The organism is Lelliottia sp. WB101 (genome assembly GCF_003051885.1).
GTDB lineage: Bacteria > Pseudomonadota > Gammaproteobacteria > Enterobacterales > Enterobacteriaceae > Enterobacter > Enterobacter nimipressuralis.
Genome location: NZ_CP028520.1, coordinates 495048 through 519289, shown reverse-complemented (window position 1 = coordinate 519289; position 24242 = coordinate 495048). Strand labels below are relative to the sequence as shown.

General features: G+C 54.5%; 23 protein-coding genes, 1 tRNA gene, 2 rRNA genes and 1 pseudogene. 12 read left to right on the top strand and 15 right to left on the bottom strand.

All coding sequences use genetic code 11. The annotated features are described in order from the left end of the window. Positions 1 to 155: 155 nt before the first annotated feature. Positions 156 to 3061, top strand: a 23S ribosomal RNA gene (locus DAI21_RS02420). A 95-nt stretch (positions 3062 to 3156) separates the two neighbouring features. Continuing rightward, a 5S ribosomal RNA gene (gene rrf / locus DAI21_RS02415) occupies positions 3157 to 3272 on the top strand. Between the two features lie 345 nt (positions 3273 to 3617). Here rrf and DAI21_RS02410 read toward each other — a convergent pair. Continuing rightward, positions 3618 to 3693, bottom strand: a tRNA-Phe gene (locus tag DAI21_RS02410). Positions 3694 to 3863: 170 nt separating this feature from the next. On the opposite strand from DAI21_RS02410, the gene DAI21_RS02405 reads away from it, so the two are divergent. Next, positions 3864 to 4709 carry an AraC family transcriptional regulator gene (locus DAI21_RS02405; protein ID WP_158238460.1) on the top strand — a complete coding sequence of 282 codons (846 nt, stop codon included), beginning with the start codon at positions 3864 to 3866 and terminating at the stop codon, positions 4707 to 4709. Between the two features lie 36 nt (positions 4710 to 4745). After that, positions 4746 to 5336, top strand: coding sequence for a LysE family translocator (locus DAI21_RS02400; RefSeq protein ID WP_107702411.1), 591 nt, complete (start codon positions 4746 to 4748; stop codon positions 5334 to 5336). Here the strand turns inward: DAI21_RS02400 and DAI21_RS02395 are convergent. The 5 genes and pseudogenes from DAI21_RS02395 to aspA form a co-directional block, all read right to left on the bottom strand. Continuing rightward, positions 5333 to 5908: a transcriptional regulator gene (locus DAI21_RS02395; RefSeq protein WP_102104422.1), complete on the bottom strand. Its 576-nt coding sequence runs from the start codon at positions 5906 to 5908 to the stop codon at positions 5333 to 5335. The genes DAI21_RS02400 and DAI21_RS02395 overlap by 4 nt on opposite strands. A gap of 47 nt (positions 5909 to 5955) precedes the next feature. Beyond that, a complete protein-coding gene (locus DAI21_RS02390) occupies positions 5956 to 7644 on the bottom strand; it encodes a protein-disulfide reductase DsbD (protein ID WP_107702410.1) in 1689 nt (562 codons plus the stop codon). Then, positions 7620 to 7943 (bottom strand): divalent cation tolerance protein CutA, encoded by a 324-nt coding sequence (gene cutA / locus DAI21_RS02385; RefSeq protein WP_107702409.1) that lies wholly within the window; start codon positions 7941 to 7943, stop codon positions 7620 to 7622. The genes DAI21_RS02390 and cutA overlap by 25 nt, the downstream gene beginning before the upstream one ends. Positions 7944 to 8054: 111 nt before the next feature. Beyond that, positions 8055 to 9355, bottom strand: a pseudogene (locus tag DAI21_RS02380) (anaerobic C4-dicarboxylate transporter). A 115-nt stretch (positions 9356 to 9470) separates the two neighbouring features. Then, positions 9471 to 10907 carry an aspartate ammonia-lyase gene (gene aspA / locus DAI21_RS02375; protein ID WP_100777921.1) on the bottom strand — a complete coding sequence of 479 codons (1437 nt, stop codon included), beginning with the start codon at positions 10905 to 10907 and terminating at the stop codon, positions 9471 to 9473. Between the two features lie 334 nt (positions 10908 to 11241). Between aspA and DAI21_RS02365 the strand changes: the two genes are divergently transcribed. Further along, positions 11242 to 11712 carry an FxsA family protein gene (locus DAI21_RS02365; protein ID WP_100777919.1) on the top strand — a complete coding sequence of 157 codons (471 nt, stop codon included), beginning with the start codon at positions 11242 to 11244 and terminating at the stop codon, positions 11710 to 11712. A 75-nt stretch (positions 11713 to 11787) separates the two neighbouring features. Here the strand turns inward: DAI21_RS02365 and yjeH are convergent, their stop codons facing one another. Next, complete coding sequence (yjeH, locus tag DAI21_RS02360; protein ID WP_107702407.1) at positions 11788 to 13026, bottom strand: L-methionine/branched-chain amino acid transporter; 1239 nt, start codon at positions 13024 to 13026, stop codon at positions 11788 to 11790. Between the two features lie 178 nt (positions 13027 to 13204). On the opposite strand from yjeH, the gene DAI21_RS02355 reads away from it, so the two are divergent. The 3 genes from DAI21_RS02355 (at position 13205) to DAI21_RS02345 (ending at position 15706) form a co-directional block, all read left to right on the top strand. Then, positions 13205 to 13498, top strand: a complete 294-nt coding sequence (locus DAI21_RS02355) for a co-chaperone GroES (protein ID WP_003855929.1) — start codon at positions 13205 to 13207, stop codon at positions 13496 to 13498. 40 nt (positions 13499 to 13538) lie between these two features. Next, positions 13539 to 15182 (top strand): chaperonin GroEL, encoded by a 1644-nt coding sequence (gene groL, locus DAI21_RS02350; RefSeq protein WP_100777917.1) that lies wholly within the window; start codon positions 13539 to 13541, stop codon positions 15180 to 15182. Between the two features lie 170 nt (positions 15183 to 15352). Next, positions 15353 to 15706 (top strand): DUF4156 domain-containing protein, encoded by a 354-nt coding sequence (locus DAI21_RS02345; protein ID WP_100777916.1) that lies wholly within the window; start codon positions 15353 to 15355, stop codon positions 15704 to 15706. Between the two features lie 112 nt (positions 15707 to 15818). On the opposite strand, the gene epmB is transcribed toward DAI21_RS02345, so the two are convergent. Continuing rightward, complete coding sequence (gene epmB, locus DAI21_RS02340; protein WP_107702406.1) at positions 15819 to 16847, bottom strand: EF-P beta-lysylation protein EpmB; 1029 nt, start codon at positions 16845 to 16847, stop codon at positions 15819 to 15821. Between the two features lie 41 nt (positions 16848 to 16888). On the opposite strand from epmB, the gene efp reads away from it, so the two are divergent. From efp to ecnB, 3 genes are all read left to right on the top strand, one after another. Then, positions 16889 to 17455 carry an elongation factor P gene (gene efp / locus DAI21_RS02335; protein WP_095280459.1) on the top strand — a complete coding sequence of 189 codons (567 nt, stop codon included), beginning with the start codon at positions 16889 to 16891 and terminating at the stop codon, positions 17453 to 17455. A gap of 58 nt (positions 17456 to 17513) precedes the next feature. After that, entirely contained in the window at positions 17514 to 17645 is a 132-nt protein-coding gene (locus DAI21_RS02330; RefSeq protein WP_100777914.1) for an entericidin A/B family lipoprotein, read from the top strand. 110 nt (positions 17646 to 17755) lie between these two features. Further along, positions 17756 to 17902 carry a lipoprotein toxin entericidin B gene (gene ecnB, locus DAI21_RS02325; RefSeq protein ID WP_100777913.1) on the top strand — a complete coding sequence of 49 codons (147 nt, stop codon included), beginning with the start codon at positions 17756 to 17758 and terminating at the stop codon, positions 17900 to 17902. A gap of 40 nt (positions 17903 to 17942) precedes the next feature. Here ecnB and DAI21_RS02320 read toward each other — a convergent pair whose 3' ends face one another. Beyond that, on the bottom strand, positions 17943 to 18542 hold the full coding sequence (locus tag DAI21_RS02320; protein WP_100780775.1) for a LuxR C-terminal-related transcriptional regulator: 600 nt from the start codon (positions 18540 to 18542) through the stop codon (positions 17943 to 17945). A gap of 263 nt (positions 18543 to 18805) precedes the next feature. On the opposite strand from DAI21_RS02320, the gene sugE reads away from it, so the two are divergent. Continuing rightward, positions 18806 to 19123: a quaternary ammonium compound efflux SMR transporter SugE gene (sugE, locus tag DAI21_RS02315; protein ID WP_100777912.1), complete on the top strand. Its 318-nt coding sequence runs from the start codon at positions 18806 to 18808 to the stop codon at positions 19121 to 19123. On the opposite strand, the gene DAI21_RS02310 is transcribed toward sugE, so the two are convergent. The 6 genes from DAI21_RS02310 to frdA form a co-directional block, all read right to left on the bottom strand. Then, on the bottom strand, positions 19120 to 19650 hold the full coding sequence (locus DAI21_RS02310) for a lipocalin family protein (protein WP_100777911.1): 531 nt from the start codon (positions 19648 to 19650) through the stop codon (positions 19120 to 19122). The two genes, sugE and DAI21_RS02310, sit on opposite strands and share 4 nt — an antisense overlap. Positions 19651 to 19714: 64 nt before the next feature. After that, positions 19715 to 20857 carry a CMY2/MIR/ACT/EC family class C beta-lactamase gene (gene ampC / locus DAI21_RS02305; protein WP_107702405.1) on the bottom strand — a complete coding sequence of 381 codons (1143 nt, stop codon included), beginning with the start codon at positions 20855 to 20857 and terminating at the stop codon, positions 19715 to 19717. Between the two features lie 60 nt (positions 20858 to 20917). Further along, positions 20918 to 21277: a fumarate reductase subunit FrdD gene (frdD, locus tag DAI21_RS02300; protein WP_107702404.1), complete on the bottom strand. Its 360-nt coding sequence runs from the start codon at positions 21275 to 21277 to the stop codon at positions 20918 to 20920. Between the two features lie 10 nt (positions 21278 to 21287). Beyond that, positions 21288 to 21683, bottom strand: a complete 396-nt coding sequence (frdC, locus tag DAI21_RS02295; protein WP_100777909.1) for a fumarate reductase subunit FrdC — start codon at positions 21681 to 21683, stop codon at positions 21288 to 21290. A 10-nt stretch (positions 21684 to 21693) separates the two neighbouring features. After that, entirely contained in the window at positions 21694 to 22428 is a 735-nt protein-coding gene (locus DAI21_RS02290) for a succinate dehydrogenase/fumarate reductase iron-sulfur subunit (RefSeq protein ID WP_100777908.1), read from the bottom strand. Further along, complete coding sequence (gene frdA / locus DAI21_RS02285) at positions 22421 to 24211, bottom strand: fumarate reductase (quinol) flavoprotein subunit (protein WP_107702403.1); 1791 nt, start codon at positions 24209 to 24211, stop codon at positions 22421 to 22423. Before frdA ends, DAI21_RS02290 begins: the two co-directional genes overlap by 8 nt. Positions 24212 to 24242 lie beyond the last annotated feature (31 nt).

Below are 24242 nucleotides of genomic sequence, written 5' to 3'. Positions count from 1 at the left end.
TTAAGAAGTTTTGTTCTTTAAAAATCTGGATCAAGCTGAAAATTGAAACGACACGCTGCGTCTGTTCTCCGTAATAAGAACAGGATGACAGTGTGTTCGAGTCTCTCAAATTTTCGCGACACGACGATGTTTTACGAAACATCTTCGGGTTGTGAGGTTAAGCGACTAAGCGTACACGGTGGATGCCCTGGCAGTCAGAGGCGATGAAGGGCGTGCTAATCTGCGATAAGCGTCGGCGAGGTGATATGAACCTTTGACCCGGCGATACCCGAATGGGGAAACCCAGTGTGTTCCGACACACTATCATGTCATGAATACATAGTGGCATGAGGCGAACCGGGGGAACTGAAACATCTAAGTACCCCGAGGAAAAGAAATCAACCGAGATTCCCCCAGTAGCGGCGAGCGAACGGGGAGGAGCCCAGAGTCTGAATCAGCGCGTGTGTTAGTGGAAGCGTCTGGAAAGTCGCACGATACAGGGTGAAAGTCCCGTACACAAAAATGCACACGTTGTGAACTCGAAGAGTAGGGCGGGACACGTGGTATCCTGTCTGAATATGGGGGGACCATCCTCCAAGGCTAAATACTCCTGACTGACCGATAGTGAACCAGTACCGTGAGGGAAAGGCGAAAAGAACCCCGGCGAGGGGAGTGAAAAAGAACCTGAAACCGTGTACGTACAAGCAGTGGGAGCCTCTTTATGGGGTGACTGCGTACCTTTTGTATAATGGGTCAGCGACTTATATTCTGTAGCAAGGTTAACCGTATAGGGGAGCCGAAGGGAAACCGAGTCTTAACTGGGCGTTAAGTTGCAGGGTATAGACCCGAAACCCGGTGATCTAGCCATGGGCAGGTTGAAGGTTGGGTAACACTAACTGGAGGACCGAACCGACTAATGTTGAAAAATTAGCGGATGACTTGTGGCTGGGGGTGAAAGGCCAATCAAACCGGGAGATAGCTGGTTCTCCCCGAAAGCTATTTAGGTAGCGCCTCGTGAACTCATCTTCGGGGGTAGAGCACTGTTTCGGCTAGGGGGCCATCCCGGCTTACCAACCCGATGCAAACTACGAATACCGAAGAATGTTATCACGGGAGACACACGGCGGGTGCTAACGTCCGTCGTGAAGAGGGAAACAACCCAGACCGCCAGCTAAGGTCCCAAAGTCATGGTTAAGTGGGAAACGATGTGGGAAGGCACAGACAGCCAGGATGTTGGCTTAGAAGCAGCCATCATTTAAAGAAAGCGTAATAGCTCACTGGTCGAGTCGGCCTGCGCGGAAGATGTAACGGGGCTAAACCATGCACCGAAGCTGCGGCAGCGACACTTATGTGTTGTTGGGTAGGGGAGCGTTCTGTAAGCCGTTGAAGGTGTGCTGTGAGGCATGCTGGAGGTATCAGAAGTGCGAATGCTGACATAAGTAACGATAAAGCGGGTGAAAAGCCCGCTCGCCGGAAGACCAAGGGTTCCTGTCCAACGTTAATCGGGGCAGGGTGAGTCGACCCCTAAGGCGAGGCCGAAAGGCGTAGTCGATGGGAAACAGGTTAATATTCCTGTACTTGGTGTTACTGCGAAGGGGGGACGGAGAAGGCTATGTTAGCCGGGCGACGGTTGTCCCGGTTTAAGCATGTAGGCGGAGGTTCCAGGTAAATCCGGTACCTTTTTAACGCTGAGGTGTGATGACGAGGCACTACGGTGCTGAAGTAACAAATGCCCTGCTTCCAGGAAAAGCCTCTAAGCATCAGGTAACATCAAATCGTACCCCAAACCGACACAGGTGGTCAGGTAGAGAATACCAAGGCGCTTGAGAGAACTCGGGTGAAGGAACTAGGCAAAATGGTGCCGTAACTTCGGGAGAAGGCACGCTGGTGTGTAGGTGAAGTCCCTGCGGATGGAGCTGAAACCAGTCGAAGATACCAGCTGGCTGCAACTGTTTATTAAAAACACAGCACTGTGCAAACACGAAAGTGGACGTATACGGTGTGACGCCTGCCCGGTGCCGGAAGGTTAATTGATGGGGTTAGCGGCAACGCGAAGCTCTTGATCGAAGCCCCGGTAAACGGCGGCCGTAACTATAACGGTCCTAAGGTAGCGAAATTCCTTGTCGGGTAAGTTCCGACCTGCACGAATGGCGTAATGATGGCCAGGCTGTCTCCACCCGAGACTCAGTGAAATTGAACTCGCTGTGAAGATGCAGTGTACCCGCGGCAAGACGGAAAGACCCCGTGAACCTTTACTATAGCTTGACACTGAACACTGGTCCTTGATGTGTAGGATAGGTGGGAGGCTTTGAAGCGTGGACGCCAGTCTGCGTGGAGCCAACCTTGAAATACCACCCTTTAATGGCTGGTGTTCTAACGTAGACCCGTAATCCGGGTTGCGGACAGTGTCTGGTGGGTAGTTTGACTGGGGCGGTCTCCTCCTAAAGAGTAACGGAGGAGCACGAAGGTTAGCTAATCCTGGTCGGACATCAGGAGGTTAGTGCAATGGCATAAGCTAGCTTGACTGCGAGAGTGACGGCTCGAGCAGGTGCGAAAGCAGGTCATAGTGATCCGGTGGTTCTGAATGGAAGGGCCATCGCTCAACGGATAAAAGGTACTCCGGGGATAACAGGCTGATACCGCCCAAGAGTTCATATCGACGGCGGTGTTTGGCACCTCGATGTCGGCTCATCACATCCTGGGGCTGAAGTAGGTCCCAAGGGTACGGCTGTTCGCCGTTTAAAGTGGTACGCGAGCTGGGTTTAGAACGTCGTGAGACAGTTCGGTCCCTATCTGCCGTGGGCGCTGGAGAATTGAGGGGGGCTGCTCCTAGTACGAGAGGACCGGAGTGGACGCATCACTGGTGTTCGGGTTGTCATGCCAATGGCATTGCCCGGTAGCTAAATGCGGAAAAGATAAGTGCTGAAAGCATCTAAGCACGAAACTTGCCCCGAGATGAGTTCTCCCTGACTCCTTGAGAGTCCTGAAGGAACGTTGAAGACTACGACGTTGATAGGCTGGGTGTGTAAGTGCAGCGATGTATTGAGCTAACCAGTACTAATGAACCGTGAGGCTTAACCTTACAACGCCGAAGATGTTTTGGCGAAGCAGAGACAGACGATTTTCAGCTGATACAGATTAATTAATGCGCAGAGATGCGTGTTGATACAGAATTTGCCTGGCGGCTTTAGCGCGGTGGTCCCACCTGACCCCATGCCGAACTCAGAAGTGAAACGCCGTAGCGCCGATGGTAGTGTGGGGTCTCCCCATGTGAGAGTAGGGAACTGCCAGGCATCAATTAAGTGAAGAGGCCATCCGCAAGGATGGCCTTTTTGCGTTTTTGTTTTTATACAAAAATAGTCCCACACCGGCAAAACAGCCCGGTTACTGCTCTGCCATCCAGTCACGAATCACCCTCCTCAATCCCATCAAACCCCTTCTATGCAAAGAGTCAGCCTCTTATAGCGCCGCTATAAGCGTGAAAAAGTAAGTCGAGTAGTGGAATTCGAGCGGAATGCTGCTGAAAAAAGAGGTGTTAGGACTGTGGAAAAGCAATCGATAGAGTTGAATGAAACGGCCAGAATCTACCGAATCCTCAAAAGCAAAAAACCAGCCCGAAGGCTGGTTTTTCTAAATAGTGGTGCCCGGACTCGGAATCGAACCAAGGACACGGGGATTTTCAATCCCCTGCTCTACCGACTGAGCTATCCGGGCAACGGAGCGCATTAAACCTTAATCCCGGATGGTCGTCAACCCTAATTCAGGAAAAGCTGTTCAACTGCTTAACTTTACGGCAATCTGTCCGTTTGCACCGCGAAATTGCACAAATCTTCCAGACAATGGGGGTGCTAAATAGCAATGCTGACAGATCAGAGGAGGGCGATATGGCGAACGACTGGCTTGAGCTACGTCAGCATGCAGACACAGGTATTGAAACCATTAAGGCACACTTCGAAGGCCATGCTTTCGACCCACACTGGCACGACAGCTATCTGGTGGGCATTACGCTTTCTGGCACTCAGCAGTTCCATTGCCGCCGCGAGCGTCACCAGAGCCAGCCGGGAGATGCCTTTCTGCTTGAACCCGGTGAAATCCATGATGGCGATGCCCCGGTCGAGGGCGGCTTTACCTATCTGACGTTCTATCTGGACGAACAGTGGCTGAACAACACGCTGCACGGGCTATACGAATCCACGCCCGGTAGTTATTCACTCCATTTTGCGCAAACCCTGACGCGTGAGCCGCAGCTGGTTCGCACCATCGGTGAGACGTTTAATGCGCTGCATCAGGATGAGATGAAAATTGTCCAGCAAAGCACGATGGATCACATGCTGGCGCAGATCACTTCCCATTGCCACTGGCGCAAAAGGCTCCCTTCGCAGCTGCAAAGCGCGGCGGTGGCACATCGGGCGCGTGACTATCTGTATGCGCATATGGGCGAAAATCTCGGGCTGTCTGATCTTGCGCGCGAGACGGGAACCGACCGCTTTACGCTGACGCGCTGTTTCAAACGTGAGTTCCATCTGGCACCGCACGCCTGGCTTATCCAGCTTCGGCTCGCCAAAGCCCGTCAGATGCTGGCACGTGGCGATTTACCGGTGGATGTCGCTGCGTCACTGGGTTTTGCCGATCAGAGCCATCTTGGACGCTGGTTCCAGCGGGCCTATCGCATCACCCCTGCCCATTACCGAAAGTTGTGCACAAACCTTCCAGACGTTTCCAGAAAATAGCGGCACAGTCAGAGCTCCAAAAATAAGGAGCTACCTGTGAACGTGATGCCGTTTCTGCTGTTTGCTTTTGTCGCCTCGATAACGCCCGGCCCAACCAATATCCTTGTTCTGACCAACAGCCAGCACTACGGGGTCAAGGCGACGATTCCCGCCCTTGTCAGCGGCTGTGTGGCGGCCAGTGCCATCGTGCTGATCTCTGGTGCGGGTGCCGGGGAAGTGTTGCGCCAGTACCCGCTGATTCGTCAGGTGATGAGCTGGGCTGGCGTGCTGTGGTTAAGCTGGATGAGCTGGCAGTTATTCAGTGCGCCAGCGGCAAACCTGTCACATGGCTCGCATCACCGATTTACGGCGCGTGCGGCGGCGCTTTTACAGGTGATCAATCCAAAGACATGGATGATGGCGTTGGCCGTCGTGAGCCTGTTTGCGCCAGTGGGAGAGCATGCCCTGCGGGATGTGGCGCTGATGGCGCTCTGGTTCTTAATCATTTCGATTGCGTGTCTGATGTGCTGGGCGTGGCTGGGAAAGGCTGTAAATCGGGTGTTTCGCACCACCGTAGCGATGGTGCGCTTTCAACGCGTAATGGCGCTGTGCCTGCTCATCTCTGCGTGGGCAGGCATGCTGGCCTAAGTCAGCGCGCCACCCATACGGCACTGCGCAAAACGCAGGATATCTTCTGCCAAGCGGTGTGCCGTCTCGACGTCGGCCAGGCTGCGGTTGACCAGCATACGGCTCAGGCAACCTTCCAGCACCAGCTCCATCTGCCGCGCGACCATTGCCGGATCGTCGACTTCGAGTCGGGTGAGCAACTCATGGGTAAAGTCGTGCGCCGCGCTTTTTTGCTGATCCGCCAGCTGATGGATCGGGTGCCCTGGATCAGGATAGAAAGTGCAGGCGGCGATAAACAGGCAGCCTGGGTAGCGTTTGTTGCGAACGCAATCCGCGAGGGCCGTATAACGCGCCAGTATTTTCTGCTCGTCCGTCAGCTCTTCGTTAAGCATTAACTGCCTGCGCCAGATATCCACCTGCTGGCTCAGATAGCGCAGGGCGTCGTACAGCAGCGCTTCTTTATCGGGCCAGAAGCGGCGAAGCTCATCCAGAGGATAATCGATGCGTTCGGCAACCATCTCAAGCGTGGTGCTGGCGATCCCTTGAACCTCAAGTAATTGCAGGGCTTGTCCCAGTACGTCTTCACGTTGCACGGTTTTCTCCTCCCAATGCTAACGGTTTCTCCCGTTAACAGTGTCGTTTACGGTTGGCGATCGCGCAAATGCGCGCTGAACGCTGCGGCATCCATAAAACCCGTCACGCGTCCGGCAGGCTGCTCTTCTCCTTGCTCATTAAAGAACAAAATAGTCGGCAGGCCGAGCACGTTGAGCTGTTTTAACAGAGCCTTGTCCTGCGCGTTATTGGCCGTCACATTGGCCTGCAGCAGAACGGTATTTTTCAGCGCGTTTTGCACCTGCGGATCGCTAAAGGTGTATTTTTCAAACTCTTTACAGGCCACGCACCAGTCGGCGTAGAGATCGAGCATCACGGGTTTCCCTTTGGCCTGCGCCAGAGCGGTGTTCAGCTCATCAGCGTTACTGATTTGAGTAAAGCTAAGATGCGCCTGGGTTTGTACGCCTGGAGAACCAAACGCCCAGTCCTGAATGGGACGCACGCTCACCAGCGCGGCGGCCAGCAGGATAATTTGCACGATTCGCATCCACGGCTTCTGCGCCTGCAGGCTGGTAATAAACGCCCAGCCGAAGAACGCCACACCCAGAAGCGCCCACAGGCGCACTCCCCAGACGTCGCCAATCACACGTTCGAGCAGGAATACCGGCAGGGCCAGAATCACAAAGCCGAACGCCGTTTTCACGGTTTCCATCCACGGACCGCTTTTCGGCAGCAGACGGTTGCCAAAGACGGTGACCAGAATCAGCGGCAGCCCCATGCCCAGTGCATAAAGATAGAGCGTCCCGCCACCGAACCACATGTTCCCGCTCTGAGCGATGTAGAGCAGAATTGCGCTGAGCGGCGCGGTGGTGCAGGGGGAGCAGATCAGCCCGGCAATGGCGCCCATTGCAAAGACGCCGCCCGCAGAACCGCCCTGCTGACGGTTGCTCATCAGTGTCAGGCGTGTTTGCAGGGACGACGGCAGCTGCAAGGTGAATAACCCAAACATCGACAGTGCCAGCAGGGTAAAGACCACCGACAGCCCAATGAGCACATAAGGGTGCTGGAGCGCCGCCTGGAACTGAAGCCCTGCTGCGGCCACGATCAGGCCAAGGGCGGTGTATGTCAGCGCCATCCCCTGAACATAGATAAAGGCCAGCAGCAGCGCACGGGCGGTGGATAAACGCTGTTTGCCGCCGAGGACGATGCCGGAAATCAGGGGATACATCGGCAGGACACAGGGCGTGAAGGCGATACCAATACCGATCAACAGCGCCCACAGCGCGGAGAAGGGCAGCTTAGCGCTCGTATCACCCGTTTCAACTATGGGGGCTGAAGGTGCAGGGGACGCCTGCACTTCGCTCAGCGGTACCACTTTGGTCTCTGGCGGATAGCAGAAACCTGCATCGGCGCAGCCCTGGTATGTCACCGTCAGCGTGGCGCCCGAACTGGCCTGATTTACCGTGACCGGCACCGTCAGCCGATGGCGGTAGATTTCGCTTTTGCCATAGAACTCATCTTCGTGCCATTCGCCTGCGGGCAGCTGCGGCTCGCCGACGGTCGCGCGAGCTGGGGTAATGCTCACCTGCTTACGGTAGAGGTAATAGCCCTCTTTGACCTGCCAGGTCAGATTGAGATCGTGCTGGTTCTGCTGGAAGTCGAAGACAAACGCCTGGTCGGCGGGAATGAAATTAGAGCGGCCGGGCGCGTCGAATAACCCGGCAAAAACTGATGTGCTGCACAGCAGCAGGATCAGCGTAAGGAAGCGTTGAGCCATGAGAGATAATCGTTATCGCCGTAAACCACTGGCAGCACCAGCAGTTCTGGGGTCTGGTATGGATGATGAGACTTTAGGCAGTCGAGAAGCGCTTGCTGATGCGAGACGTTGGTTTTCAGCAGCATCTGCACTTCGTACTCCTGTTCCAGCTTGCCTTCCCAGTAGTACATCGAGGTAGCGCCGGGCAGGATCGTCACACAGGCAGCGAGCTGTTCTGCCAGCACTTTGGCGGCAAGCTCCTGGGCAGTGGCTTCATCGGGGGCGGTACACAGTACAACGACAGCGTCAGGTGTATTCACTACTCGACCTCCTCATCGCGAAAAAATCACTATATCACGCTGAGCCTGAGGGCATTAATGAATCGGGCCGCTGAGCGGCCCGACTTTAACTATTTTTACAACACCGAAAGCTTAAAGAATCACGCTACCGATCAGGAAACCGAAGCAGACGGCAAACACCACGCCCATCGTGCCCGGAATAAAGAACGGATGGTTAAAGACGAAGCGTCCGATGCGCGTCGTCCCGGTATCGTCCATCTGCACGGCCGCGACCAGCGTCGGATAGGTTGGCAGAATAAACAGGCCAGAAACGGCAGCGAAAGAGGCCACAGCGGTCAGTGGCGACACGTTCAGTGCCAGCGCCATCGGCATCAGCGCTTTCGCCGTCGCGGCCTGAGAATACAGCAGCGCGGAAGCCACAAAGAAAATCACCGCCAGCAGCCACGGATGGCCCTGAATCACGGTACCTGCGGTCTCTTTAATCCAGTCGATATTGTGGGAAACGAAAGTATCACCCAGCCACGCCACGCCGAGGATACAGATACAGGCGCTCATCCCGGCTTTGAAGGTGCTGGAGCTGAGAATGCTGTCCGTTTCCACGCCGCACAGCACGGTGGTCAGGGTCGCGACGCTCAGCATAATAATCAGGATCGCGTTGGTGGTATTCATCAGCGGTGTTGCCACCAGGCCGAGGCTTGGGCTGTTGACGATGGCATAAATCACCACGCAGACCACGCCCAGCAGGAACAGCAGCACCGACAGTTTCGCGCGTGGTTTGATCTCAACTTTATTTTCACCGCGAAGTTCGATCAGACCTTCTTCCAGACGTTTCAGGTACACCGGATCGTCAGAAAGTTTGGAGTTAAACAGTATAGTGACCAGAAACGACATCAGCAGTACGGCCAGCAGCGTCGATGGGATCACCACGGAGAGCAGATGGATATAGCTAACGCCATGGCCTTCCATTACCGATGACATATACACCACCGCGGCAGAAATCGGCGAGGCGGTAATCGCAATCTGCGCGGAGACCACAGCAGTCGACAGCGGGCGGCACGGCTTAATGCCTTGCTCTTTCGCCACTTCTGCAATAACCGGCAGCGTTGCCAGAGAGATGTTGCCCGTACCGGCAAAAATCGTCAGGAAGTAGGTCACGACCGGCGCGAGAATGGTGATGTATTTCGGGTTTTTGCGCAGCAGTTTTTCCGTTTGATTAACCAGATAATCCAGACCACCCGCAATCTGCATGGCCGAGATGGCTGCAATCACCGCCATGATGATGGAGATAACGTCAAACGGGATTTTCCCCGGTGCGACACCAATGGCTGCCAGAACCAGCACGCCCAATCCCCCGGCATAGCCGATACCAATCCCCCTAGCCTGGCGCCGAGGAAAATCGCCGCTAAAACGATAATCAGCTCAATGACAATCATAATCGCTTCCTTGAATGTTAGTTGTTGGATACGTAAATGTTATTTTTGTGATGTCCTATAAAAGCAAAAAGGCACGTCACAAGTGACGTGCCTTTCGGAAGTTTAACCCGAACTGTTATTGTTCGCTTTCATCGGTATAACGCTTCGCTTTGTAGGCCGGGTGCATCAGGTTCTGCGCCGAGAAGATATCATCCAGCTCAGCCTCTGTCAGCAGTCCACGCTCAAGGACGACTTCGCGCACGCTCTTACCGGTTTCGGCACAAATCTTCCCGACGATGTCACCGTTATGGTGGCCGATGAACGGGTTCAGGTAAGTGACGATACCGATGGAGTTATAGACGAAGCTTTCGCACACGGCTTTGTTCGCCGTGATGCCGTTAATGCATTTTTCCAGCAGGTTGTAGCAGGCGTTGGTCAGAATGTGGATAGACTCAAACATCGCCTGGCCAATCACTGGCTCCATGACGTTCAACTGCAGCTGACCCGCTTCGGAAGCCATGGTCACGGTAATGTCGTTGCCGATGACTTTGAAGCACACCTGGTTAACCACTTCTGGCACCACCGGGTTCACTTTAGCTGGCATGATGGACGAACCGGCCTGCAGTTCTGGCAGGTTGATTTCGTTCAGGCCAGCGCGTGGACCGGAGGAGAGCAGGCGCAGGTCGTTACAGATTTTGGAGAGTTTCACTGCCAGACGTTTCAGCGCACTGTGCACCATCACGTAGGCACCGCAGTCGGAGGTCGCTTCGATCAGGTCTTCCGCCGGAACAACCGCCAGATTGGAGACTTCCGCCAGTTTCTGCACTGCCAGCTGTTGATAGCCGTCCGGGGTATTCAGACGCGTACCGATGGCGGTGGCGCCAAGGTTCACTTCCAGCAGCAGCTCAGAGGTGCGCAGGATGTTGCGGGTCTCTTCGTTCAGCAGCACGTTAAAGGCATGGAACTCCTGGCCGAGGGTCATCGGCACAGCATCCTGCAGCTGGGTACGGCCCATTTTCAGAATGTCCTGGAACTCAACGGCTTTACGCTGGAAGCCATCGCCCAGCTGGTTAATCGCGTCGATCAGTTTCACCACAGAGGCGTACACGGCGATACGGAAACCGGTCGGGTAGGCGTCGTTGGTAGACTGGCACTTGTTAACGTGGTCGTTTGGATTGAGGTACTGGTACTCACCTTTCTGGTGGCCCATCAGTTCAAGACCGATATTAGCCAGCACCTCGTTGGTATTCATGTTGACGGAGGTCCCCGCACCGCCCTGATAGACGTCAACCGGGAACTGATCCATGCATTTGCCGTTGTTCAGCACTTCATCGCAGGCGGCGATGATGGCATTTGCAGCGCTTTTCGGAATGGTTTGCAGCTCTTTGTTTGCCAGTGCTGCGGCTTTTTTCACCATCACCATGCCACGTACAAATTCAGGGATGTCGCTGATTTTGTTGTTGCTGATGTAAAAGTTTTCAATCGCTCTCAGAGTGTGAATACCGTAGTAGGCATCCGCTGGAACTTCCCTGGTACCCAACAAATCTTCTTCGATACGAATGTTGTTTAACATGTGAACCTTCTTTTAAAGCGGCCGATGGATTGTACTAAACACACAGTAGATATGTGGTTTTCAATATTTGCTGACCGACGATTATTCCCTCAATCAGCCAGATACTCGAGATCATATGCTGATGATAGCGAATTGCCGTAATCTGGATCACTTATTATCGCCCTCATCTCATGATAATTATTAATCTGTGAAATGAATCACCGCTTGAATATTTCCAGAAAAAATATCCGTGCAAACCGATTGAAATTTGGCTAACCGTCTCCATTACAGAAAGACGCGACTCGCAAACACATACAGACAGAGGCCAGAGGCGTCTGCCACACAGGAGAAACCAGTGCGCTGGATACCTTTTATTGCCATTTTTCTCTATGTTTACATCGAGATTTCAATTTTTATCCAGGTCGCCCACGTGCTGGGCGTCCTGCTGACACTGATCCTGGTTATCTTCACATCCGTAATTGGGATGTCGCTGGTGCGCAATCAGGGTTTCAAAAATTTCCTGTTAATGCAGCAGAAGATGGCGGCGGGGGAAAGCCCGGCAGCCGAGATGATCAAAAGCGTGTCCCTGATTCTTGCGGGTCTGCTGCTGATTCTGCCGGGGTTCTTCACCGATTTCCTTGGCCTGTTACTGCTGTTGCCACCGGTGCAAAAACTTCTGACCATGAGACTGCTACCGCATCTGCGTTTTAACCGCATGCCTGGCGGCGGTTTCAGCACTGGGCCGGGAAATGGAGAGACCTTTGACGGGGAGTTTCAGCGTAAGGACGATCAGCGCGACCGCCTCGATCATAAAGACGACCGCTGACAGGTGTGCCCGGTGGCGCTTCGCTTACCGGGTTTAATCTCTTGCAGGCCGGATAAGCGCAGCGCTATCCGGCGTTTAAAGCACGCTTCGTTTCGGTAAGAACATCCACAGCCCCGCCAGCATCACCAAAGCGTACACACTCTTCCAGCCAACCATCACCAGCAGCAGCAAACACAACACGCCGCCGACTACCGCCAACACTTTAAATCGTCCCTTCAGTAACCGGCATCCTGCCAGCATGCACAGCAGATAAATGATGATGAAAATGCCGTTCGCATAGACGATCAGCGCATCGAGATTGATATTCAGCCCATAAATACACAGGGTGCTCAGCACGCAACAGCCCAGCACCGCGTTTAACGCGTTCAGGGGTAACTGGCGCTTTGACAGGCGCGACAGATGGCAGTCCGGCTTATACTGCGCCTGGGACCACACCAGGCGGGCGAAGCTCTGAATATAGATATTGAGGCTAGCGAAGCAGGCGAGATAACCAATCACGCAGGCAATCCACAGGGCTTTGACGCCAAAGAGTTGCACCACGATCCCTGGCAGCGAAGCGGCTGCGGCCATGTCGGCGCTATACGCATTGAAATGCAGTACCAGCACCGTACAGGCCCAGTAAACCGTGCCCGCCAGCAGCAGGCCAATCATCAGCGCGCGCGGGAAATCACGCTCCGGCTGTTTAAACTCTGACGCCAGATGCGCGAACGCCTCCAGCCCGACAAAACACCAGAACATCACCGCAAGCGCGGCGAAAAGTTGTGTGTGCTCGACATCTGCGATCGCCGGGAATGGAATCGCGCTCACCTGGATATCGCCCGCCCACCAGATCGCCGCAATCAACGCGACGATCAGCACGGCGACCAACGTTTGCAGATTGGCGCTGGAACTGGCACCGCGAGACCCGACCCACCAGACGATCGACAGTGTCCCCAGCTCCGCCAGCAGCAGCTGTTCGTCATGCCAGCCAAACAGCGCCTGACCAAAACCGGTGGCGATGTGCAGAGCAGCAGGAAGCCCTACAGGGATGACCGACAGGAAAAGCCAGCCGGTGACGCGCTCCAGCCGTGGGCCAAACGCCATGCCGACAAAATGCGCCACGCCACCGGCGCTGGGGAAATGGCGGCCGAGCGTCGCAAAGACAATCGCAATCGGAAAAACCAGCACGATCAGCACCGGCCACGCCCACAGACTGTTATTTCCCGCCACCAGAGCCGCCAGTGCGGGCACGGCAAAAACGCCGGTACCTAACAAGGAGGTGGAGAGCAAACCAACGCCCTGCGCCAGCCCCAGCTCCTGTTTGAGTCCACTCATTCACTTCGTCCTGCCACCATCAAAAGAGAGGCGATGGTAACACTTTCACAAATTTTTTTTCGACTGCCCCTTGAAGGGGCAAAATCCGACCCCCATCTCTCAGGGCACCAGTCGGTAAACCTTTTACGGCCCGGCGTCTTCCATAACTGATAATGACTTTCTCGAAGGAGAGCTATCAATGAGTATTCGTCCGTTACATGATCGTGTGATCGTCAAGCGTAAAGAAGTTGAAACCAAATCTGCAGGCGGCATCGTATTGACCGGTTCTGCAGCAGCCAAATCAACTCGTGGCGAAATCATCGCTGTCGGTAAGGGCCGCATCCTGGAAAACGGTACAGTGCAACCGCTGGACGTTAAAGTTGGCGACATCGTGATTTTCAACGATGGCTACGGCGTGAAATCCGAGAAGATCGACAATGAAGAAGTGTTGATCATGTCCGAAAGCGACATCCTGGCAATTGTTGAAGCGTAATCCGCGAAACGATACTGAACGAATTTGAGGAAATAAGAACATGGCAGCTAAAGACGTAAAATTCGGTAACGACGCTCGTGTGAAAATGCTGCGCGGCGTAAACGTACTGGCAGATGCAGTTAAAGTGACCCTGGGCCCGAAAGGCCGTAACGTAGTGCTGGATAAATCCTTCGGCGCACCAACCATCACTAAAGATGGCGTTTCCGTTGCACGTGAAATCGAACTGGAAGACAAATTCGAAAACATGGGCGCGCAGATGGTGAAAGAAGTTGCCTCTAAAGCGAACGACGCTGCAGGCGACGGTACCACCACCGCGACCGTGCTGGCTCAGGCGATCATCGCTGAAGGCCTGAAAGCTGTTGCTGCGGGCATGAACCCAATGGACCTGAAGCGCGGTATCGACAAAGCGGTTATCGCCGCTGTTGAAGAGCTGAAAGCCCTGTCCGTACCATGCTCCGACTCTAAAGCGATTGCGCAGGTTGGTACTATCTCCGCTAACTCCGACGAAACCGTAGGTAAACTGATCGCTGAAGCGATGGACAAAGTCGGTAAAGAAGGCGTGATCACCGTTGAAGACGGTACCGGTCTGGAAGACGAACTGGACGTAGTAGAAGGTATGCAGTTCGACCGCGGCTACCTGTCCCCATACTTCATCAACAAGCCAGAAACCGGCGCTGTTGAACTCGAAAGCCCATTCATCCTGCTGGCTGACAAAAAAATCTCCAACATCCGTGAAATGCTGCCAGTACTGGAAGCCGTTGCGAAAGCCGGTAAACCATTGGTTATCATCGCTGAAGATGTTGAAGGCGAAGCACTGGCAACGCTTGTGGTTAACACCATGCGTGGCATCGTGAAAGTCGCTGCGGTTAAAGCACCTGGCTTCGGCGATCGTCGTAAAGCAATGCTGCAGGACATCGCAACGCTGACCGGCGGTACCGTGATTTCTGAAGAAATCGGTATGGAACTGGAAAAAGCGACTCTGGAAGACTTGGGTCAGGCGAAACGCGTTGTGATCAACAAAGACACCACCACCATCATCGATGGCGTGGGTGACGAAGGCGCAATCCAGGGCCGTGTTACTCAGATCCGTAAGCAGATCGAAGAAGCGACCTCTGACTACGACCGCGAAAAACTGCAGGAGCGCGTAGCGAAACTGGCAGGCGGCGTTGCAGTAATCAAAGTCGGTGCTGCTACCGAAGTTGAAATGAAAGAGAAGAAAGCGCGCGTTGATGACGCCCTGCACGCAACCCGTGCTGCGGTAGAAGAAGGCGTGGTTGCCGGTGGTGGTGTTGCGCTGGTTCGCGTTGCCGCTAAACTGGCTGGCCTGACTGCTCAGAACGAAGATCAGAACGTGGGTATCAAAGTTGCGCTGCGCGCAATGGAAGCTCCACTGCGTCAGATCGTGTCCAACGCCGGTGAAGAGCCGTCTGTTGTGGCGAACAACGTGAAAGCAGGCGAAGGTAACTACGGTTACAACGCAGCAACTGAAGAATACGGCAACATGATCGACTTCGGTATCCTGGACCCAACTAAAGTTACCCGTTCTGCTCTGCAGTACGCGGCCTCTGTAGCGGGTCTGATGATCACCACCGAATGCATGGTGACCGACCTGCCTAAAGGCGATGCTCCTGACTTAGGCGCAGGCGGCATGGGCGGTATGGGTGGAATGGGCGGCATGATGTAATTGCCCTACGCCCGGCATCGTTCTGTAACCAGAATGCGTTGGGCGTAACCCTCCCAGAATTGAAAAACCCCCAGGCAGAAATGTCTGGGGGTTTTTCTTTTGTTCATCTTTTTAGTATAAGGTTTACACACGGACAACTCTTGTCCAGCTTATTGCAAACGGGGAATAACATGCGCGTTAAAGTCTGTGCAGGGATCGTAGGGGCAGCGTTGCTGCTGGCAGGTTGTAGCTCCAGTAATGAGCTCTCCTCGGCGGGTCAGGGCGTTCGCTTTGTGGAAGATAAGCCGGGCAGCGAGTGCCAGCTGTTAGGTTCGGCAACCGGTGAGCAGAGTAACTGGATGTCGGGTCAGCACGGTGACGAAGGCGGTTCAATGCGTGGTGCCGCGAATGCGCTGCGTAACCAGGCGGCGGCAATGGGTGGCAACGTCATTTACGGTGTGAGCAGCCCATCGCAAGGCATTCTGTCGAGCTTTGTCCCGACGGCAAGTTCCATGAACGGCCAGGTCTATAAGTGCCCGAACTGAGTCACGTGCGGGCTAATGTCCTCACCTGAATCCTCTGTTTATCGCAGAGGCTACAAACAAAAAAACGGCAACACCGGTTGCCGTTTTGTTTTGACCCTACACCATCCGCTTTTTACGACTGACGTAGCTGCAAATCCAGCGGCGTTTTGCTCGGCTCACCACCAATTTCTCGCGCCAGTTTCGGCACCATATAGCCTGATACCAGCGTCAGCAGCTCCCGCATAATCTGCCGGGCTTCCTCATCGCTCACCATGAAATGCGCCGCACCCTGAACGCGGTCCAGCACATGCAGGTAATAGGGCATAACCGACGCATCAAACAGCGCATTGCTCAGATCGGCGAGCGCACGTGCGTTATCATTCACGCCGCGCAACATCACGCTCTGGTTTAGCAAGGTCACGCCAGCCTGGCGCAGACGAACCATCGCCGAACGAAATGCGTCATCGATCTCGTTGGCGTGGTTAATGTGATTCACCAGCAGGATTTGCAGTCGCGACTGTTCGAAGCGCGAAACCAGGGTATCTGTGATGCGCGCGGGGATCACAATCGGCAGACGACTGTGAATGCGTAAACGTTTGATGTGCGGGATCGCTTCGAGTTGCGTGAGCAGCCAGTCCAGCTCATGATCCTTCGCCATCAGCGGATCGCCACCGGAAAAGATGATCTCATCCAGCTCCGGATGGGCGGCAATATAGTCCAGTGCCACCTGCCAGTTGCGTTTATTGCCCTGATTTTCGGCATACGGGAAGTGGCGACGGAAGCAATAGCGACAATTTACCGCACAGCCACCTTTCACCAGCAGCAGCGCGCGGTTGAGGTATTTATGCAGCAGGCCCGGCACCACGCTGTTCTGTTCTTCCAGCGGATCGGTGCTATAGCCCGGTGCTGTCACGAACTCATCCTGCGAGGTAAGTACCTGTTTCAGAAGCGGATCGTCGGGATTGCCTTTCTCCATACGCGCGACAAACGCACGCGGCACGCGCAGGGCAAAGAGGCGTTTTGCTTCACGACCGGCGAGCAAATTTTCATCCGTGTCTATATTCAATAGACGCAGCAGTTCATCAGGACTGGTGATTACATCGGCAAGTTGCGATAACCAATCTTCTCTGGACGGGGTATTTAGGGTTACAATATGCGCCATTTTGTGGCTTAGCTACCAGTTAACAATTTTCAGAGGGCCTTATGGCGACTTACTATAGCAACGATTTTCGTGCTGGTCTTAAAATCATGATGGACGGCGAACCGTATGCGGTTGAAGCCAGCGAATTCGTTAAACCAGGTAAAGGCCAGGCATTTGCGCGCGTTAAGCTGCGTCGCCTGCTGACCGGTACCCGTGTTGAGAAAACCTTCAAATCCACCGACTCCGCTGAAGGCGCTGACGTGGTCGATATGAACCTGACCTTCCTGTACAACGACGGCGAGTTCTATCACTTCATGAACAACGAAACTTTCGAGCAGTTGGCTGCTGATGAGAAAGCCGTTGGTGACAACGCGAAATGGCTGCTGGATCAGGCTGAATGCATCGTGACCCTGTGGAACGGTCAGCCTATCAGCGTGACTCCGCCTAACTTCGTTGAGCTGGAAATCATTGAAACCGATCCAGGCCTGAAAGGTGATACCGCAGGGACTGGCGGCAAGCCAGCAACGCTGTCCACTGGCGCAGTGGTTAAAGTTCCACTGTTCGTTCAGATTGGCGAAGTGATCAAAGTGGATACTCGCTCTGGCGAATACGTATCCCGCGTGAAGTAATTCATGTAAATGATTGAGGCGCAGCGTCTGCTGCGCCTGATTGATTCAGGCAGGGATGATGAAACGTACCGTTAAAATTCTGCTGATGCTGGTGCTCTCCAGCGCGATCCTTTCCGGGTGCAACACCGCACGTGGTGTCGGCGAGGATATTAAAGATCTGGGCCATGTTATTTCCCACGCGGCCAGCTAATCACTTCTAAAACTCCGAAAAAATACGTCCTTTTCCGTCGACCGGCGGGATTTTGTCTATCCTTAAGTGGCTATACACAAATAACATTGGCTATAAAAGGAAGATATATTATGGTTAAGAAAACAATTGCAGCGATCTTTTCTGTACTGGTGCTTTCCTCAGTATTAACCGCATGCAACACCACGCGTGGCGTGGGTGAAGATATCCAAAGCGGCGGTAACGCTATTTCTGGTGCAGCAACGAAAGCACAGAATTAATAGCGGTGTTAACGGACGGTACGGAACTGCCACCGTACCGTCAGCTTGCAACGTCCTGAAGTGTCAAAAACGGTGAAAACCGCGTATCCATATGCAGCTTCATACGGATGTTCCGTTTGTAGGTGTAGACCGTCTTACTGTTAATACTCAGCTTACCGGCAATTTTCTGATTGCTCGCGCCTTCCATCCACAGTGCTAATACTTTCTCTTCCTGTCGTGTCAGGAGCGGCGTCGCAATTTGCGGTATCTCATAGCTGGCACAGGAACTCAGGGCGTCATTAATCACCGTCGCCAGCGTGTAGAGCGGTGTGTTTTTACACAGTGAGGCCCACAGCGGGAACTGTTTTATATATTGCGACATGTCCGTTTTTTCGCTGGATTGCAGCAAAATAAAAGGCCGCGTCTCGCTGGCAATGAGCAGCGAGGAGAGTTGCTGGATATCACCCATATCCTGAGTAAAACTATTTAAGTCAGCAATAATCAGCGTTGGGTTCCATTGCAGGATATGCTCCCTGGCAAGGAACAGGTTGTTAACGCCGGTGACCATAAAAGAGCCTGGGAACAGACCTGAATGATTGAGCCATGCTGCAAACCCTGAGCGGGTGAAGTGACAACGGTCAATCAAGAGAATTTTAAACATGTTTTTTTTCGCATCAGGCAACGGGTTCGGCTTTCTGCCATCAGAAAGCACACCATCATAGGGAAGTCCGATGAGTGATAAATGATGGAACTCCGTTGCATACTGAGGCTATTTCAGGCTTTTACTTACATTCAGCAAACAGATTGAAAAAAAATCACATCTTGCGCAGAATAGGCCTCTCAACTCAGCCTTGCGGGACGACCTGCAAGCGCTTCTCTCACCGGGGACGGCCCCAGACTGTTATTTAAGTTAAGGAGCCTGATATGTCCTGGATAATTCTTTTGATCGCCGGTTTGCTGGAAGTGGTGTGGGCTATTGGCCTGAAATACACCCACGGTTTTACACGCCTCACGCCCAGCATCATTACCGTCACCGCGATGATTGTCAGTATTGCACTGCTCTCCTGGGCGATGCGCACGCTGCCCGTGGGGACAGCCTATGCCGTGTGGACGGGGATTGGCGCAGTCGGTGCGGCAATTACCGGCATTCTGCTGCTGGGGGAATCCGCGAGTCCGGCGCGAATCGCCAGCCTCGCGTTAATCGTCGCGGGGATTATTGGGTTGAAACTCAGCACCCATTAATGCGGCTGTTCAACCCAGATTAATTTCGACACATCAAACCCTTGTCGGGTCGCGACATCGAGCATTTGCTTTTTCATTTCGTCAGAAATAGTCGGTGTGCGTGAGAGTATCCACAGATAGTCGCGATCCGGCCCGCAGACCAGCGCATGGCGATATTCCCGGTCCAGCGCAATCACGTTATAGCCGCCGTAGAACGGGCCAAAGAACGACACTTTCAGCGCGGCTCTGCTCGGGTCGCCGGTAAAGTAGGCTTTGCCGATCGTCTGCTGCCACATTCCACGCTCTGGATTATATCCCTTATTAATGACCTGAATGCCACCGTCATCCATGGTGCTGTAGGTTGCGGTGACGCGCTGTAGCCCGCGCTCAAAGCGGTGATCGAGACGGGCGATTTCATACCAGGTACCGAGATAACGCTGTGCATCAAAGTTATTCACTACGGTGACGCCATTCGGCGGGGTAGGGGAACTACAGGCCACAACTAAAAACGCGGCTGTCACCGCGGCGATAACAGGCAAAATGCGCATAGAAGTTTCCTTGCTGTTTTTTTGTTAAGTGTAGATGACAGCAAGGAAAATGCGGGACAAAAGGTTACTGGAGCGCGTCCAGAATACGGAACGCGGCATCTACACGAGCCGGGTTGGGATAGCTTTTATTCGCCAGCATCACGATGCCGAGATCTTTTTGCGGAATAAAGGCCACGTAGCTACCAAAGCCGCCGGTGGATCCGGTTTTATGTACCCATGATGCTTTCACGGCAGGCGCAGGGGGATTAATTTCCACCGCAGTGGCCGGCGCCAGCGCCACTTTATTATCGCTGCCGGTCACCACCGTTTTCGCCTTCACTGGCCAGTTCAGCATTTCCCAGCCTAAGCCCTGATACATCTCACCGATCTGCCAGTAGCGCGATTGAGCAAGCGTAATGCCCTGCTGCAGTTTTTGATCGCTTACGGTTGTCGGATTCATGTTGGCCTGCACCCAGCTCGCCATATCCTCAATCGTGGTTTTAACGCCGTAGGCTTCTGCATCCAACTGGCCCGGCGAAACATGAACCGCTTTGCCGTCGCGATAGCCCCAGGCGTAATGCTGCTGTTCGCTCTCGGGTACGGTCAGCCAGGTGTGATTAAGTTTCAGCGGCTGGAGTACGCGCGTGGTCATGGCCTGTTCAAAGCTCATACCAGAGGGTTTGACTGCAAGCGAACCAAACAGGCCAATGCTGGCGTTAGCGTAAAGACGCTTTTCGCCGGGCGCCCACTGTGGCTGCCAGTTTTGATAAAACGTCAGCAAGGAAGCCCGATCGGTTACTTCATCAGGCACCTGCAACGGCAAACCACCCGCCGTGTAGGTCGCCAGATGAAGCAGGTTAATGTGCTGCCACTGCTTACCCGTCAACTCAGGCCAGTATTTTGTCACAGGATCGCTCAGGCGAATTTCGTCGCGCGCGATGGCATCGCCGCCCAGCACACCGGTGAAGGTTTTGCTCACGGAACCCAGTTCAAACAAGGTTTGCTGAGTGACGGGGCGGTTAGCTTCTATATCGGCTTTACCCCAGGTGAAGAAGTGAGGTTTGCCCTGGTAAATCACCGCGACCGCCATCCCTGGGATAGCCTGCTCCTGCATGAGCGGGGCAATGGTGCGGTTAACGATGTCGGCCAGCTGTTTGTCTGTCACGGGTGCCGCGAGCGTTGAGAATGACGCGCTGAGCAGTAACGCACAGCAAAGTGATTTTTTCATCTGAGCATCTTCCATAAAAAAAGCCCGCCGGAAGGGCGGGCCGGATGAAGACGCACAATATCAAATTGTGACGATAGCAACCAGGGTGACAACCGTCAGAATGGTTGCCAGACCGTAGAACACCCACTTGCCGTTAGGCACGTGGATTTTCAGGTCATGCATGGCGTGGTGGATGCGATGCAGCCCCAGCCAGAGCGGCAGAACAATCATCAGGAAGATAAACACGCGGCCAATAAAGCTGCTGGCGAACGCAAACACGCGGTCGTAGCCCATTGCATCGCCTGGGAACAGCCCCAGCGGCAGCAAGATTGCTACCAGCAGGATGATGACCGGGGCGACGATGGCGCTCCACATGCCGCCTGCACCGAACAGGCCCCAGAATACCGGCTCGTCAGAGCGTTTTGGATTGGGATTAATCACTCAGGCCTCCTTACCAGAACAGTGCCACAAACAGAACGACCACAGTCACCACTGCAGTCACCGCCCAAAGCCCTTTAATGACAGGCTCCGGTCCCATTTTCTCGCCTTTCACGATGATGTTTGCTGCTTTCGGCGCCAGCTCAAACCAGGTTTTCGTATGCAGCAGCGCGGCGGCGAGCACGATCAGGTTCAGGATCACCACGATCGGGTTTTGCAGGAAGCCCACAAAACTGGCCCAGGTTTCCGGGCCGTGCTTCAGCGCAAAAAGGCCGTACATCAGTTCAAGGCTGAACCAGACCGCGGGAACCGCCGTGCCTTCACGCAGCATATAGAAGCGATAAAACGGCAGTTTCTTCCACCAGGTGGCTGGCATTGGCCGCACGTAGGCTTTGCGTTTAGTCGTCATCATGCACTCCTTAGCGTGGTTTCAGGGTGGCGATAAGAAAGTCTTTCGAGCTTTCCACTTTACCCTGCTGAATAGCGGCGGCCGGGTCGACATGCTTCGGACACACTTCCGAGCAATAGCCCACAAAGGTGCAACTCCACACGCCGTTCTGGCTGTTCAGCTGCGCCATACGTTCTTTCTTCCCGTGGTCGCGGCTGTCTTCGTTATAACGGTGTGCCAGCGTGATGGCGGCCGGGCCGATAAACTCCGGATTAAGGCCAAACTGCGGGCAGGCGGCGTAGCACAGACCGCAGTTGATGCAGCCGGAGAACTGATGGTATTTCGCCATCTGCGCCGGGGTTTGGGTGTTTGGACCCTGATCCGGCGTGCGCGGGTTGCCAATGATGTACGGCTTAATCGCTTCCAGACTTTCGATAAAGTGGGTCATATCGACCACCAGATCGCGTTCAATCGGGAAGTTACCCAGCGCTTCAACCTTCATGCCCTTGGTGTACTCGCGCAGGAAGGTTTTACAGGCCAGTTTTGGCACTTTGTTGACCATCATGCCGCAGGAGCCGCAGATAGCCATGCGGCAGGACCAGCGATAGCTGAGGTCGGGTGCCAGGTTATCTTTGATGTACCCGAGCGCATCCAGCAGGGAGGTCTGCTCATCAAAAGGCACGTCGTAGAACGCGCTGTGCGGTGCGACGTCCACTTCCGGGTTGTAGCGCACCACTTCAATTTTCAACGTCTGCATCTCAGCCATTCGCCTTCTCCTTCTTATCGGCTGCTTCCGCTTCTGCCCCATACACGCGTTTTGCTGGTGGCAGCGTGGTAATTTTCACGTCGCTGTAATCCAGACGAGTGGTACCGTCCGCGTCGCGATAAGCGAGGGTATGCTTGAGGAAATTCACGTCGTCGCGTTCGGTACAGCCTTCGTCCAGACGCTGATGCGCGCCGCGCGACTCTTTACGCGCCAGGGCGGAGTGCGCCATACATTCGGCAACGTTCAGGCCGTGGCCCAGCTCGATGGTGTAGAGCAGGTCGGTGTTAAACACGCTGGAGGTATCGGTAATGCGCACGCGTTTGAAGCGCTCCTGCAGTTCCGCCAGCTTATCGACGGTTTTCTGCATCAGCTCCGGCGTACGGTAGATGCCGCAGCCTTCTTCCATGGAGAGTCCCATTTCGTCGCGGATTTTCGCCCAGTTTTCCGTCCCTTCCTGGTTAACCAGCGCTTTCAGGCGTTTTTCGACATCCACCACCTGCGCGTCCAGCGCGGCGCTGTTGGCTTCACCGGCAGTAGTAGCACGCTCCATCGCACGCTCACCCGCCATACGACCAAACACCACCAGTTCTGCCAGCGAGTTAGAGCCGAGGCGGTTGGCACCGTGCAGGCCGACGGAAGAGCACTCCCCGACGGCAAACAGCCCTTTGATGCGTGTTTCGCACTGCTGATCGGTTTCGATACCGCCCATGGTGTAGTGCGCCGTTGGACGCACTGGAATCGGTTCTTTCACCGGGTCGACGCCAACGTAGGCTTTCGCCAGTTCGCAGATGAACGGCAGACGCTCCAGCAATTTCTTCTCGCCCAGATGGCGCAGGTCGAGATAGACCACATCGCCGCGCGGCGTGGAGATGGTGTTACCTTTGCGCCATTCGTGCCAGAACGCCTGAGAAACTTTGTCGCGCGGACCGAGTTCCATGTATTTGTTTTTCGGCTCACCGAGCGGCGTTTCCGGGCCCATGCCGTAATCCTGCAGATAGCGATAGCCATCTTTGTTGACCAGAATACCGCCTTCACCACGGCAGCCTTCCGTCATCAGAATGCCGGAACCCGGTAAACCGGTTGGGTGGTACTGCACGAACTCCATGTCGCGCAGCGGAATGCCGTGGCTAAGCGCCATGCCCATGCCATCACCGGTGACGATCCCGCCGTTGGTGTTATAACGATAGACGCGGCCTGCACCGCCCGTCGCCATCACTACCGCATTGGCGCGAATCTGAATCAGCGTGCCTTCCATCATGTTCATCGCCACCAGGCCACGGGCATGACCGTCGTCAACCAGAATGTCGAGGACGAAGTGTTCGTCGAAGCGTTGAATTTGAGGGAACTGAAGGGAGGTCTGGAACAGGGTGTGAAGCATGTGGAAGCCGGTTTTATCGGCGGCAAACCAGGTGCGTTCGATTTTCATTCCGCCGAAGCGGCGCACGTTAACGCTACCGTCCGGACGGCGACTCCACGGGCAGCCCCACTGCTCCAGCTGGGTCATTTCCGTCGGGCAGTGATGGACAAAGTAGTCAACGACGTCCTGTTCGCAAAGCCAGTCGCCCCCTGCAACCGTGTCGTGGAAATGGTATTCGAAGCTGTCATGATCCTGCGCTACGGCGGCGGACCCTCCTTCTGCGGCAACCGTGTGGCTTCGCATCGGATAGACTTTTGAAATCAGTGCGATTTTAGCGGTTGGATTCGCTTGGGCTGCAGCAATCGCAGCCCGTAATCCTGCGCCGCCAGCACCTATAACGACAAGATCGGCTTGAAAAGTTTGCACGACATTCCTCCAGATTTTTGTTTTTTCGCAA